The 14,534-nt window shown below is 46.4% G+C and carries 12 protein-coding genes; 9 read left to right on the forward strand and 3 right to left on the reverse strand.

Going from position 1 to position 14,534, the window contains the following annotated elements; translation table 11 throughout:
- Nucleotides 1-309: 309 nt before the first annotated feature.
- From AABA75_RS01775 to AABA75_RS01805, 7 genes are all read left to right on the forward strand, one after another.
- Nucleotides 310-1,863 (forward strand): hypothetical protein, encoded by a 1,554-nt coding sequence (locus tag AABA75_RS01775; protein ID WP_338290682.1) that lies wholly within the window; start codon nucleotides 310-312, stop codon nucleotides 1,861-1,863.
- A 180-nt stretch (nucleotides 1,864-2,043) separates the two neighbouring features.
- Nucleotides 2,044-3,198, forward strand: a complete 1,155-nt coding sequence (locus AABA75_RS01780; protein WP_338290685.1) for a helix-turn-helix domain-containing protein — start codon at nucleotides 2,044-2,046, stop codon at nucleotides 3,196-3,198.
- 132 nt (nucleotides 3,199-3,330) lie between these two features.
- Entirely contained in the window at nucleotides 3,331-4,374 is a 1,044-nt protein-coding gene (locus tag AABA75_RS01785) for a CPBP family intramembrane glutamic endopeptidase (RefSeq protein WP_338290686.1), read from the forward strand.
- A gap of 139 nt (nucleotides 4,375-4,513) precedes the next feature.
- Nucleotides 4,514-5,353 carry a LytTR family DNA-binding domain-containing protein gene (locus AABA75_RS01790; RefSeq protein ID WP_338290687.1) on the forward strand — a complete coding sequence of 280 codons (840 nt, stop codon included), beginning with the start codon at nucleotides 4,514-4,516 and terminating at the stop codon, nucleotides 5,351-5,353.
- Between the two features lie 95 nt (nucleotides 5,354-5,448).
- A complete protein-coding gene (locus AABA75_RS01795) occupies nucleotides 5,449-6,570 on the forward strand; it encodes a hypothetical protein (RefSeq protein WP_338290688.1) in 1,122 nt (373 codons plus the stop codon).
- Between the two features lie 34 nt (nucleotides 6,571-6,604).
- The gene (locus AABA75_RS01800; protein WP_338290689.1) at nucleotides 6,605-7,609 is read left to right on the forward strand and encodes a S41 family peptidase; all 1,005 of its coding nucleotides are present in this window, start codon (nucleotides 6,605-6,607) and stop codon (nucleotides 7,607-7,609) included.
- 268 nt (nucleotides 7,610-7,877) lie between these two features.
- On the forward strand, nucleotides 7,878-9,476 hold the full coding sequence (locus AABA75_RS01805; RefSeq protein ID WP_338290690.1) for an ABC-F family ATPase: 1,599 nt from the start codon (nucleotides 7,878-7,880) through the stop codon (nucleotides 9,474-9,476).
- On the opposite strand, the gene AABA75_RS01810 is transcribed toward AABA75_RS01805, so the two are convergent.
- On the reverse strand, nucleotides 9,473-10,393 hold the full coding sequence (locus AABA75_RS01810) for a hypothetical protein (protein WP_338290693.1): 921 nt from the start codon (nucleotides 10,391-10,393) through the stop codon (nucleotides 9,473-9,475). The genes AABA75_RS01805 and AABA75_RS01810 overlap by 4 nt on opposite strands.
- Before the next feature lie 19 nt (nucleotides 10,394-10,412).
- Entirely contained in the window at nucleotides 10,413-11,162 is a 750-nt protein-coding gene (locus AABA75_RS01815; RefSeq protein WP_338290694.1) for a DUF2306 domain-containing protein, read from the reverse strand.
- Between the two features lie 153 nt (nucleotides 11,163-11,315).
- Between AABA75_RS01815 and AABA75_RS01820 the strand changes: the two genes are divergently transcribed.
- Together AABA75_RS01820 and AABA75_RS01825 are read left to right on the forward strand one after the other, a co-directional pair.
- Nucleotides 11,316-12,449 carry a helix-turn-helix domain-containing protein gene (locus AABA75_RS01820; protein ID WP_338290695.1) on the forward strand — a complete coding sequence of 378 codons (1,134 nt, stop codon included), beginning with the start codon at nucleotides 11,316-11,318 and terminating at the stop codon, nucleotides 12,447-12,449.
- 23 nt (nucleotides 12,450-12,472) lie between these two features.
- Nucleotides 12,473-13,543, forward strand: coding sequence for a Kelch repeat-containing protein (locus AABA75_RS01825; RefSeq protein ID WP_338290696.1), 1,071 nt, complete (start codon nucleotides 12,473-12,475; stop codon nucleotides 13,541-13,543).
- Nucleotides 13,544-13,625: 82 nt separating this feature from the next.
- Here the strand turns inward: AABA75_RS01825 and AABA75_RS01830 are convergent, their stop codons facing one another.
- The gene (locus AABA75_RS01830; RefSeq protein WP_338290697.1) at nucleotides 13,626-14,414 is read right to left on the reverse strand and encodes a peptidylprolyl isomerase; all 789 of its coding nucleotides are present in this window, start codon (nucleotides 14,412-14,414) and stop codon (nucleotides 13,626-13,628) included.
- Nucleotides 14,415-14,534: the final 120 nt, after the last annotated feature.

Here is a 14,534-nt window from a genome sequence, read left to right on the forward strand (position 1 = left end):
CCTTGATTGTTTCAAGGAAACGCTTGGCTCATACGCAAAAAACTTAAATGCGGATTGTTCTCATTTTTATCTTTTTTGTCAAATGGTCTTTTTATGACAGCGGGGATTGTAGGGGGAAATTTAATTTTATGCTGTTTGGCGGGTTGACACACCCTATACAAATAATAATAATTCCTATTATCGTTATGCGAAGAGTTCTTATTTTTGTCTGGGCAAATGGTTTTTTGGGCCCAGCTAATTCCACCAGGGAATGACATCTACTCCTGCAAACGAATAAGAATTAAATACAAACACTAATGGGATACAACAATGATAGATAAAAAGTTTGCACTGACAATGCTGAGCGTGGCATTTCTTGGATTAGCTGGATGTAACGGTGACGATGGCGCAACTGGCCCAGCGGGTGTCGCAGGGGCTCCCGGTGCAGACGGAACTGATGGAGCCGATGGTGTTGATGGAACCGATGGTGTTGATGGTGCTTCATTGCAAATTGTCGTCGATAGAGTTTATAGCGAAGCTAATGATTTTCGCGGTTTAACTTATGCACAAGTGGGCGACCAGGCTGGTAAGATTTACGTTTCCGGTTTTGTGGGAACTGATGATGCAAGTCGTATGGCCGTGGTTGGCCGTTTATTTGCCGACGGTACACCAGATACCTCATTCGGTGGTGATGGCTTTGTGGAAGTTCAGGCTACAGTAGAACAAAGCAGCAGCGATGAGCAGTCTATCGGTGTAGCTGAGTTGCAAAGCGGTGATGTAGTATTTGCTGTTAATGCTGCTGAGAGCACAGGTGGACGCTCCATCTTCTTGTTCCGCGTGACACCCGACGGCGCATTAGCCACCGGTTGGGGTGATGCCGATGGTAAAGCGGAAGTAGTATTTGGCTATGCTGATGCCGATAATGCCAGCTTTCCCGGTGACGCAGTAGAAGATTTCGTTTGGGATGTACAAGTGGACCGCAGTGTAGCCACTGATCGCGTGGTGGTATTTGGTAACGGCTCCGCCAATGATGGCACCCGCACAGATACTGACCGCTACATTACGCGTGTTAACATCACCGACACTGGCATAGAAACTGACGTTACATTTAACGGTGGTGAAGCCTTTTCTTTCGACGCTGGCGGTTTAGGCCTGGGTGATAATCAACGTCGTGGTATTGTTGAAGCTGATGGTAAAATTGTGGCAGCTGGCTACACTAACCTGGGTGACAGCCCTCGTCATCACGTGATGACCATTCGTTTAAATGAAGATGGCTCATTCGATGAGACCTTTGGCGGTTACAGTGATGAGCCCAACCTGGTGGCGGCTACTCCGGGTTTGACCGTGTTCAACCCTTTCCAAATCGATGGCGGTTTTGCTGAAGCTTACGCAGTGGGTTACCAGGAAATCACTGATTCTTATGTTGAAGCAGGGTACGGCGGTGCAACGGGCTCCGGTTTTGAGTCTTCATTCGGTTTTCAATCTTATGTTGCCCAAGACATGGTGGCGTTCAGAACTTCTGCGGGTCTGGCGGACAGTCAGGATCTGACCTTCGGAGATGGTGTTTCCGGTGCAGTTGTGATCCAAAGTGAGGGCAAAGGTTTTCCAAGCAGCGAAGACCGTGGTCGTCACTTAGTGGTACTGCCTGATGGTCGCACAGTGGTTGTTGGTCGCTACGGTGGCGTACCTGCCGCCTTCGTTTTAACGATTGATGGCCAGCCAGACACAGGCGTCTTTGGTGATGGTGTGATTGAATTGAGCAACCCTGCGGTTAGCTCACAATTCTTCGGCGCAGCATTGTCTCCTGACGGTACTCGTGTCGCTATGTCCACTAACTATAATGAAAACGGTGCTCGCCTGGTGGTGATCAAGCCGGGTAACTGATCCGACGATATGCTCAAATAAACAGGCCGCTTTTTCAGCGGCCTTTTTGGTTTGAGCGAGATATCTTTGTTTTTCGACTTGTGCCGGGGGGAACGGATAGCCTGGATTGTAGTAATTGCACTAAAGATTACCTATGATGCAGAGCACACATAGTATTGCTTCACAACCTAAGCGTATTTTATGCAGCTTGATTTAAACAGCGGGATTTTATTGATTGGTATCGTGCAAGGCGTTTTTCTTGCCATATTCCTGTTTACCAATCAAAAAGGATTAGCAACTGCCAATCGATATCTCGCCTGCTTACTGGTAGCTTTTGTATTCGCCTTGGCTGTCCATTTTTTAAAGGTGACTGAGCTTTGGCAGCAGTGGCTGTATCTGTACCTGTTTGGCAGTGTTGCAGTCTTTGCCTTTGGGCCTCTTTTGTATTTCTACGTGCGCGCTTTAACGCAACCACAAAAACCAGTCCAGTGGTTGCATTCGCTGCATTTGCTCCCTTTGGTGATAAACCTTTTGTTGTTCCTGTCCTACTTAAGCGCTCCCGAAGGGCAAATTGTTGCAGCGATGGAAAGGGCAAGCACCGAACCAAAAAACAGCATCAACTTTTTACCTTTGCTTAAAATTGGCCTGATAACTGTGTATACCCTGGCGGCTTTCAAATTGTGGTTTGCTCACAATCATCGCATCCGCGCACAGTTTTCCGACATTGAACAAAAAAGCCTGCTTTGGCTGAGAAATTTGTTATTGGGGTTTCTCTGTTTTGAAGGTTTGTTTTTAGTCATTTTTAGTGCCGATTTGGATATCTCTAAGGTGCCGGGTCAAGTGGATACCTTGCTGTCCCTGGTATTAATTGCCATGATCTTTATGACCGGGTTTTACGGATTACAGCAGCCAGAAGTCTTCAGAAACCACAACAGAGAAAAACGATACCAAGGCGAGCAGGCCAAATTTGAAGACCGAGAAAAAACAGATAAAGCTAGTAGTAAAAATCTGAATCCCGAGCTGGAAGCGCAAATCAAACAGCGCCTTGAGCGAACAATGAATAGTGATAAAGTTTACCTGGATCGATTTTTAGATCTAAACAAACTCGCAGATCATCTTGATGTAACTAGTCATCAGATATCAGAATATTTGAATCGCGTTTTAGAAATGAATTTTTACGACTTTATCAATCTACAGCGCATCGAAGAAGCCAAACGACAACTCATCAATTCACAAGACTCTATATTGGATATCGCTCTGGCAGTGGGTTTTAATAACAAAACCACGTTTAATAAGGCTTTTAAGAAATACTCAAACATGACACCCAGCCAATATCGGAAAAGTCACTTAAGTTAGCCTGTGTGATATTCAGGTAACGATCCCACGAGATTGACTTTTTGCGGTGAGCCTCGTTCAATCTGGACGATCCTTCCGTTATCAACCTTTAACCTTCAGCAAGTTTTGTAAACTTTTTGAAGGAAATTACAGATGAATTCTTCATCCCCATTTACCCGGTTTGCCAATTCCCCAGCGGGAAAGGTCGCTGCATTGGCAGAAGTGCTTAGCGTATTTTTTGCAGGTAGTATTATTGCCTCATTCTTATTCCAAATTGCTGAGGTCAAAGGTCATCCGTTAATGGCGTTATTACAGGATGCACCGGATTTATTTGCCATTAGTTGGCAATTGTTGAAAGTACTGGCTTTGCAATATGTAGGCTGGTTTGTAGTGGTTATTATTATTGGTTTGCTGTTTCAGCGCCGTTTTATTGCTGGTTTGGGGTTTACCCGCAATGGCCAATCATTATATTGGTTAGTTGCATTGGGTATTATCGGATGGGCGGTGGGGGATATCCCCCTCAAAGTTCTATGGCTTATTGATGCGCAGTTTAACATCGGCGTCAGTGTACCGTGGCGAGAGGCTCTAATTCACAGTGAGAAAACCGCCGGATGGTGGACACTAATGGCGGTAACAAGTTTCGGATTTGTCGCCATTATTGAAGAGGTGTTCTGGCGTGGATTTGTGCAGGCCCGTTTGCAAAAAAGCTTTTCCCCCTTGGTGGCAATCGTTGCTACAGCCGCCATGTTCACCCTGAGCCACGCTCAATATCATCAACCTGACTGGTATCACCTGGCTACGATTGTGTCTTTATTTTTTAGCTCTCTTGTATTTGGTTGGCTGTTTTACAAGTCGGGCTCAATAATCCCTGCGATTGTGATGCACAGTTTATTGAACTTCCCTGCCGATGGTGTTTTTACTTATCTGGCCTTGGGTTTGATGACCTGTATTGCTGCGTGGCAATTCCAGGTGATAAAACAACAAGTGAATGCTGTTCAGCAAAGTTTCAGAGCGATGTCATTGCACCCCATGGATGGTATCCTGGTACTTTTTTTAGCAATCAGCATGTTGTCCATTAGTCAGTTTCCCATGCTTCCGTTGTATCTGCACTATGTGACGTTACCTGTTCTACTCGTTTGTTGGTGTTGGTTTCTGTCATGCTACAAATTGCGCCGAGATGTAAAAACGACTCAATAGCTTTTTTCAGGTTTAATGGGGCGGGAACAGCCCCCTTTTGCAGAAGTCTTGTTACAAGAATTCACTCGTTTTCGGGAATTATTGGCGCTATGTTTAAACAAGTGAGTGTTGCCCGAGATTCTAACAGGCAACATAAAGCATGAGTTTTGTTTTATCAGTATTTAGTATGGTGTTTGTCCGTTTCTGTCATCGTTCCAGTGTCTATCTAGCCCTCGCATACCTGCTCGTAGTTTTGTTGCAGTGGTTACATTTTACTCTTTATTTTAAGCAAGCCGCTGGCGTTTCTCTTATCTGGAGCCTGGTGGACTGGGGCGTATGGTTTGCACTATTTGTGGGGCTTTCCAGGCTAATGCGGCAAAGCCGACAAGGAGGGGGCGGCTCTATTTGTATACCGGTGACCTTTGTTTTATTGGCTGGCGTTATACAAATCACCATAGCGTGTATGATCTACTATGTGATATTCGAAGCGGATAAAGCGCTACTCACCAGCATTAGCCAATCGTTGAATAAGCGTTGGCTGCAAAATTTAATGATTGCTGCCATTATGGTGTTGTTATTGTTTTTATTGCGTAAACCTGCGCGAAGTATACAAGAGGGCGAAACTACTGACGCCCAAGTACCAGAGCTTGAGAACTTTGCCCCTGATGGTATTTCCGAAAAGGAACTGTCTTTATTTGATGGTAAACACTATCACCGCTTATTCCCATCGGATGTTCTGGCGGTCGTTGCCAACAAAAACTATCTGTCTGTTTACACCGAAAATCGTGAAATTGTTATTCGTTCCACCCTCAAAACCTTTAGTAATGAACTCAACGATAGCCGGTTTGTGCAAATCAGCCGCTCAGCAATAATTAACCGTGAAGCCATTGATGGATTATTTAAATATTCTCGCACCAGTTATCGAGTCAAGATGCTTAATAATCACGAGTTCAACGTAAGTAAAACCTACCTTCCCGAACTCAAGGCGCTATTTAGCTGAAACAACTATCCCGGCGATATCACCATTCATCCCAAGCCCTTTGAAATTAACCCCTGGCTGGATAGGCTTGGAGTCGAGATTAACGAGGAGATGTTATGAATCGACGCCAATTTTTATCCGTTTCGACAGCCGTCGCAGGCAGTGTTGCAGCTGGAATTTCTGTCCCCGGGTTCGCCAAAGATAGCGGTGAAAAGCTAAAGGTTTTGGTGTTGGGTGGGAGAGATTATTTTGGTCCAACGCTGATAAACGCTCTGTTGCAGGCCGGGCATTCAGTAACCCATTTTAATCGCGGTTTTACCAACCCTGAGCTGTTTCAGCATTTGCAATGGATTCGAGGTGACCGAGAGGTTCGGGATGGCTCTGGTTTGATCAATCTGAAGCAGCATCTGAAGCAGCACAATTATGATTTAGTGGTTGATAGCTGGCAAAAGCACCCTATGTTCGTGCCTCCAATAGCTAAGCTATTAAAAGGGCATATCGGACAATATCACTACGTTTCCAGTATTTCCGCTTATAAAGATAAAAACACCGTGCATATTGATGAAGACTACCCGCTTGTGGATTTAAGTGATTCCACCATAGAGGATCGGCGGCACACATATGGCAGAGCCAAAGCCTGGTCTGAGACCGTGCTGTTCGAAGAGCTTGGTGACAAGGTAACTACCTTTCGCTCCCACGGCATGCGCAGCGACAGAACCCCCAATCGTATTTATGAACCCTATTGGCCAGCGCGATTTCTGGAAGGGGGAACCATCGTGCTGCCCAAAGACGATAATCATGTGATGCAGGTGTGTGATGTTAAATCCATGATTGCCTTCATGCTGCATTGTCAGCACAAAGGGCTTTCCGGCCCCTTCAATGTCGCTCGCGATACCATGGCTTTCTCTGACTATGTGCAAGAGGTGGAGAAGGTCACCCAAACTCCCCACCAAAAAGTCTGGGTACCGAAAGACTTTTTGGCTGAGCAGGGGGTTGAGCCTTATCGCCATTTACCGCTTTGGCGCCCGCAGCTGGCAGGCTTTTATCACATCAATATCAATAAGGCCAAGCAGGCCGGATTAGTGAATCGTTCCGTGGTAGATATGGTGACAGACCAATTAGCGGGCTATTTGCGACGCAATCCCAAGCAGGACTTTATGTTTGGTGGGGTCGGTACCATCAGTCGCCAAAAAGAACGGCAGATCCTGAATGCCTGGAAAAACGCCACCATCGCCTGACATTACCGAGATACATAACCTGAGGATTTTTCTAGTGAACAAACAACTAAACAAACTGATATTAATACTGGCAATGTGTTTTACCTTGCCGAACTTCGCGCAAGCTTCGACAGGGGCAATGCAAAATCACACAGCTCAGCAGTACGGTGAGCTAATTAAAGAAATCAGTGCTTCGTTGCAAGAGAGTTTTGTCATTCCCGAGGTAACACCTGCCTATGCGCAGGCACTGGATCAGTGTCTGGTATCGGATTGCCTGGCGGGAGTGACTGAACAAAGTAAAGCGGCACAAAAGATCACTGAAATAATGCAAGCCGCGCACGCCGACAAACATCTGAAGGTATTTGCGCCGGGAGAAAAACCGGGGCGCAGAAAAAAAATGGCATCGAAAGGCCCTGGAACTGATAAACCCGCCAAAGCTAAGCCTTCCAGCCCCACGGGTATTGAGGCAGTAGAAATACTGTCTGACAATACCGGCTATATCAAAATCAGTAGCTTTCCGGGTACGCAAGCCTCACTGGAGGCCACCCGGGAAGCGCTGATTTCTCTGCAAGATACCCATACTCTGGTATTCGACATCAGGCGTCATCGGGGCGGTACTAAAACTAATATTTCGGAGATCGCCAGCTTTCTTTTCGCGCAGCCCACCCACATGGTGACTACTCAATCTCCCCATGTGAATGAAGGTAAGGCCACCCCTCATGTGTCAGCGCCGAATGAGTATGCCGATAAATTCAAGGATAAGCCGGTGTTTGTGCTTACCAGTGAGCGCAGCGGCTCGGCAGCAGAGCATTTTGCCATGGCCATTAAAGCCACGGGGCGAGGCATTTTAATCGGTGAAACCACCGCAGGTTTTGGTCATTGGGGCGGCATGGTGCAACTGGAGCAGGGTTATTCGCTATTTCTTCCGGTAGGGCGTACTTATCACCCTAAAACCAAGCTGGGTTGGGAAGGTATTGGTGTGACACCCGATATCATTGTTCCAGCCGATGACAGCCTTGAATACACCTTGAAGCGTATTCATTCGCCTTATAGCAGTTAATCACTCTTAAACAACTCAGGCCGGATGCACTTAGCTGTTCCGGCCCGGTATTTAGCAGCCTTTAAACTTCTAAAAACGCTTCGGGAACAACCGGTAATCCAAATCAAGGGGCAATTTTTTTGTAGCTGGCATCGATGTAATTCGTATGGCGTTTATTTCATCCACAAAAATCGGCTTTGATACTCCATCTGTACAGCTTGTCTGCTATACTGCGCGCCCTTTAGCCATCGGGCTATCCATATAAACTTCGACTTTTGAGAGCTTTCCTTTGATCAGTGCCGCAAACATCACCATGCAGTTTGGTTCTAAACCACTGTTTGAAAACATTTCTGCCAAATTTTCCAATGGCAATCGCTATGGTTTGATTGGGGCCAATGGCTGCGGAAAATCCACTTTTATGCGGATCCTGAGCGGTAAGCAAACCCCCAGTGCAGGCAACGTGTCTTTGGCACCGGGTACCAAGTTAGGGGTGCTAAATCAGGACCAGTTCGCTTACGAAGATATGTCGGTGGTGGATACCGTGATCATGGGCGATACTCAGCTATGGGCGGTAAAACAAGAGCGTGATGCCATTTATGCCAAAACCGATATGAGCGAAGAGGAAGGCATGCGGGTGGCGGATCTGGAAGTGCAGTTTGCCGAGATGGACGGCTACACGGCAGAAGCACGGGCTGGTGATATCTTATCGGCAGCGGGTATCGAGGAAAGTTATCATTTTGGCTTGATGAAAGAGGTGGCGCCGGGACGCAAGGTGCGGGTGCTGTTAGCGCAAGCCCTGTTTGCTGAACCGGATGTATTGTTGCTGGACGAACCCACTAACAACCTGGATATCTATACTATCCATTGGCTGGCGGAAGAGCTGAACAAACGCAAATCTACTATGTTGATCATTTCTCACGACCGCCACTTTCTCAATTCAGTATGTACCCACATGGCGGATATCGATTATCAGGACTTGCGCATTTTTCCCGGTAATTACGACGCGTTTGTGGCTGCCGCAGCCTTGATTCAGGAACAACTGCATCATGAGAATGCCAAAAAATCCGCTGAAATAGAGGATTTACAAGCCTTTGTGGCGCGCTTCTCGGCTAATGCTTCTAAAGCGAAACAGGCCACTTCGCGGGCCAAACGTCTGGAGAAAATTGAGTTAGCAGAGATTAAAGCCTCCAGTCGTCGTCGTCCCTATATCCAATTTAAACAACACAAAAAACTGCATCGCCTGGCGATTACCCTCGATGGTATCGCTCACGGCTATCCCGACCTACCACTGTTTAGCGATGGCAACTTATTGCTTGAAGCCGGCTCTCGCCTGGCGGTGATTGGTGAAAATGGCGCAGGTAAAACCACCTTACTCAAGTGTTTGATTGACGAACTGGCGGTAAACGAAGGGCGTATTAAGTGGGCGGAAAATGCAGCCATCGGTTATGTGCCGCAGGACAGCAGTCGTGACTTTGATGGCGACTGGACCCTATACGAATGGATGTCGTTGTGGCGCAATGAAAAGCACGACGACCTGCAGGTTAAAGCCATGCTCGGTCGATTGCTATTCAGCGCTGATGACTTTAACAAAAAGGTATCGGTTTGCTCGGGTGGCGAGAAAAACCGATTGTTATTCGGCAAACTGATGCTGCAGGATATCAATGTGCTGGTGCTGGATGAACCCACTAACCACCTGGATATGGAATCCATCGAAGCCCTTAATGATGCCCTGCTGCAATTTGACGGCACCATCATCTTCGTCAGTCACGATCACGAATTTATCAGCTCTTTGGCCACGCAAGTGATAGAAATCAGTGAGCAAAAGCTGAACTATTTTGATGGTACTTATGAAGAGTTTTTAGCCAGCGAGTCAGCCAAAACGGCTTAAGTTTCTAACATAGCCAGAAACTGATTGATCTTGCGTTTCAGACTGGCATCTTCAGCTTCATCTTTCAGACGTTCAAAATCCTGAAGTGAAGTATCGGGGTGCTGACTTAAATAGTGTAATTGGGTGAGTCTGAAGCGTATCCAGTCATCTGAAATAGTGCGCTGCTCAGCGGGCAATTGAGCGTATTGCTCGATGCAGGTTATGCCTAACGCCAACTGGCGTTTTGATTCAGCGGCCTGTTTCGCCAGCTGATAATACAAGATGGCAGAAAACGATTGAGTGGCTGCCTGATTGGTTTTGTCTATCGACATCAGTACATCAAGTGCCTTGGAATGATGTCCATAACTTGAAAGCCACATGGCGTAGTCGTATTTGAAAGTCTCGTCCTCTTCTGATGAAGAACTCTTCAGTGCCTTCAGGTAGCGTTGGTGCACCCATTCAAGTGGCTTTTCCTGTAACATTTTTTGCACTTCAAAACTAAATGCGGCCTTCTCATCTATTTGCCTTAATTGCGCCACTAAATCCGGTATCGATTCTTTTTCGCCACCGGCCAACACAGGTGCTTCCTGATGAAAGCGAATTAATCCAACAATCGTGTCTTTGTGTTGTGGAGCTACAGCGAGGGCTTGCTCAAAGTAGTTCTTGGCGTCTCTGGCATAACTCAGTTTGCTAAATATATTAGCTTGCTGCGCCTGTTTCGCGGCAATGCGTCCGGCCAGAAAGAGGGCATCCGGTTGTTGTGGTTGCTGTTGCAAGGCTTTTTCGATGTACTTTTGCGCGGTTTCCAGTTGCTCTTCGATAAAAGCCTGCTGAGCTATTTCCAGCAAACTCTCATTGGCTAAGCTTTCATCAGAAATGAAAACACCGCTCAGGCTTATACAGGCGATTAAACAAGATAGAAGCTGTTTGATAGACATTGGGTTTCTCCCGGATGAATTAGACTTTGGAAATTTGTTTGAAAGTACGCCCATGCAGAGCGAAGACGTTTAACTTGAGCATCCAATAGAAAATTGTCAGCAAAGTGAGTACTGTTGGCGCAAACCAGTCGAAATAGCCGCCTAATATTTTTTGGGCCACAAAAAAGCCGGTCACGGCGGTGGCGTAGCCCGCTAACATTTTTGAGAGGTGCAGCACCAGCCAACGCTTTCTGGCAAGACCCGGTTGCGAGAAGAGCCACAAATCTACCAGACAAAAGCCTATCGCAACCACACCAAAAACGGTTTGCAAGGGTTGAAAACCGCCATACAGCCACTTTGAATAGAACAGGATAAACAGGCTGACCGAAGCCGTCACACCAATTAATGTATAGTCCAGGCGGTAGTGATGTTTTGGATTTTTAAAATACAAACTGCGAATCCCGCCTAGCAGAAAATACAGGGTCATGACACTGATCTGGAACATTGAGGTACTGAAGTGGAAGGGCATTGTCGCTACTATCAGGGTGAACACAGCTGACAAGGTCATCAGCAAAAAGAACAATGTGCCAGTGAGTTTGTGAAGGCGTCCGCCTTTTTTAGCAATTAATGCCAAACCGCCCACCACAAAGGCCAGACTGCCTAAGATGACATGCGCGGCGATAAGGCCGTTAACCAGACGAATCTCCAGCAGAATGACAAATAGGGCTGTTGCTATGATTGAAAGAGTTGAGGTTATACTTAGATATCGAATAAGTAATTGCGAGTTCATTGGGTTCCCCTTGTTTTGAGCACCCAGATTAGACTTTCAAATAGCTGAAAACCTCTCAAAAGCCATTTTGAGAGTAGGAAAAACAAGAACTGAGAGTACATTTATGCTGATAATTAACCCTGAGAGTATTTTCTGCCGACGGGGGCTGGCTAATTGAGTTTTTCCTTTTTTGATGTATTGCTAATGATTGGGATTGTGCAAGGACTGGTTGCCATCCCCTTGTTGCTGAGGTCTAAACAACAACGCTTGAGTAAAGTGTTCCTGGCGTTGGCTATTTTGTCTTTTTGCCTGTTGTTCCTCAAAGTGCTAATTATATTTAGCAGCGCTTTTGACGGGCCACAATTCCGATATTTCCCGATTGCCTTTGAAATGGCAACGGCTCCCGCGTTCTACTTCTATTTTCTGGCGCTCACGGAAAAGCAGTTTCGGTGGAAAAATACCTATGCCTGGCACTTTTTACCGGTGTTATTGGCTCAGAGTTATGCCTTTTTAGTATACTTTTCTATGCAGGAATTGCAGGACAATACTCAGAGTTACCAGATGCTAGATACATTGCATTATAGTACCGTGAAAGAGATGGAAAACTGGCTCATCGTGGTTTCGATATCGAGTTATTTACTGGTGGGCGCCAAAAAGTACCTGCGCTTTCAGCAGCGCGTCAGAGACAATACCGCTGATACTGCTTATCCCACCCTGAGCTGGTTGAAATCGATTATTTCCACCTGTGGACTATTACTATTATTTCTTGTGGTGAATATGCTGGTGGATCGTATCTGGTTGCTGGCTGATGAAACCCTTATTCACTGGCAAGTGTATTATGTTTATGTGGCGGGGGTGACCTATTACCTGGGATTAATGGCGTTCAGACAGCAAGCACCGGATCTCAATCAAATCTATCCTGTAACGCCAGACTCAGACCAGATGGACGTGGTTTGTGACGACACCCGAGAGTTGGCTAACAGAATAGAAACGCTGCTCAAAGAGCAAGCGTTGTTTTTGGATCCGAATCTCAATGTTTCACAGCTTGCCCGTGAGTTGCGGATGAGCTCAGCCACGATATCACAAGTAATTAACCGCCATTTCGGTATGAGCTTTCGCGCTTACATCAATGAATTTCGTATTGATGCCATCAAAGCGAAGCTATTGGATGAAAATAATAAGGCCTCAGTGTTATCGTTAGCGCTGGAGTCGGGTTTTAATTCTGAAGCCAGTTTTTATCGGGTGTTTAAGGCGGCAACAGGGCAAACGCCTACTGGTTATATTGAAGCTAATAAAAGCCCGGAATAACTGGTTTATGGGAGTTGTGAGTTATGAGAATTAGCACTGCTGTATCTTTCCTGTGTGTGAACAGATTATTACTGTTTCTCATTATCTTTTTTCCACAAATGGCCGTGAGCGCGGAAAAAGATAACGCTGTGAAATGGCAGCATGCAGCGTCACTGCCTTATCGGGTGCAAGAGATTTATCCTTTGATTTTTCAGGGGCATATCATTGTCGCTGGCGGATTATCACCCGATGTTGACCAAAATGGGATCGACGTATCAGACAGAGTAGTGGCCTATAGCCTCGAAGACAAAACCTGGTTCGATATGCCAACGCTGCCCCAGCCAAGACACCATCCCATGCTTACTGTGGTCAACGACAGGTTATTGTCATTCGGTGGATTTATCATGGACGAGCAGGGCATGTGGCATAATAGTCGAGATGTACTGGAGTGGATGCCCGGTGAGATTAACAATGAGAAATCGAGTTTATTGCAGGGGCACTGGCAGAAAATTGCCAGCCTGCCAGCGCCATTATCTGAAACGCTTGCTGTGGTCAATGAGGGACAGGTGCATCTTGTGAGCGGCCGCACCCCGGCAAAACCAGAGCAGAATAGCCAATGGAACCATCAAAAAGATGTGGCGACACACTATGTGTTTGATCCAAACAATCTGCAATTTGAACAGAAGGCCGCCGTGCCCACAGCGCGCAATAGTGCCTGTAGTGTTAAGTTAAACGGTTATTGGCACACTATTGCTGGCAGAACAGTATCGGGCGGTAACCTTGCCAGTCACGAAGTGTATGATTTTGTTAAAGATATCTGGATAGCGAAAGCGCCGTTACCCGATGCTCAAGGAGGCCTGGCCTGTGCTGTAATCGAGCAACATATCTATGTTTTTGGTGGCGAATATTTTGACAATGGGGGCGGTGTCTACTCAACTGTGTGGCAATATACAAATGCAACCGATAGTTGGCGAGCGGTATCTGAAATGCCCTTACCGCGTCATGGCTTAGGCGCAATCTCACATAAAAACCGTATCTATATTATTGGCGGAGCTTTACAAGCGGGTGGCGTTCAAACCAGTGATGCCATGACAGTCTTTTCGCTGCAACACTGAGAACTTGTGAAGTGCAATTACAGTATCAAGCCTGTTGCAGTGGCAAAGGTTGGTTCTTTGCCACCGCATTTTTTAGATTTTTTTACGCTTTGATTCTGCGTCTAAATAGCAATGTGCCAAGTGCTAAAACCAGCATGGTTAGTGGATTTATAGCACCACCAGAAGAACCACCATCGGATGGGGTGCTTGGGTTGTCACCGCCACCACTGTTATTGTTGTTGATCAGGGTATTGGGCGTCGGATTCAAGTCCGGATTGGTTACAACCGCGTCATCGGTAACCACAATGTCCGTGATCAGAACAAAGTTGTCCTCGTTTGGATCTTCACCGCTGGCAGAGTCGTAATCGATAAGCGGCGCTGCACTGGCTGCGCCACCTAAGTTGTAACGTGGTAATTGATTAATTTCATCAGCGATGTCCATGCCATTTTCAATTACCTGCCCAAATACGGTAAAGCCACTGTTTTGCAGATCCAAATTGGCGCTGTTATCCGCCAGATTAATAAACCACTGAGAGGTAGCACTGTCTGGGTCGCCCGCCAGCTTCGCCATGGCGATGGTGCCGCGCACATTTGACAGCTCCGGCTCATTGACCACGGGAGCACCGGTAGGCACTTCATCTAGTGGCAGCTGTCCATTGTATTGATAGCCACCTGACTGGATCACAAATCCAGGCTCGAGACGGTGCACGATAGTATTGGCGTAGGCCCCCGAGTTTACGTATTCAAGAAAATTTTCTACGGTTTCAGGGGTTTGCTCGTCAAACAGGTTGACGCTGATATTGCCCATATTGGTGCGGATTTCAACGACGGTGGCAGAGGTTTGAAAGCTGGCTAAGGCAGCCAGAATGAAAGCTAATGTTATTTTTCTCACGTTCTAATTTCTTTTTTGTTTCTAAATTTGTGGGCCAATGGTAAAGAATGCGCAATCTTGCCAAAACTGTTTCCCTGTATCAATTTGTAATTCAGTTTCAGTTCATGGTTTTGTTTTCAT

It is taken from the genome of Planctobacterium marinum, assembly GCF_036322805.1.
Lineage (GTDB): Bacteria > Pseudomonadota > Gammaproteobacteria > Enterobacterales > Alteromonadaceae > Planctobacterium > Planctobacterium marinum_A.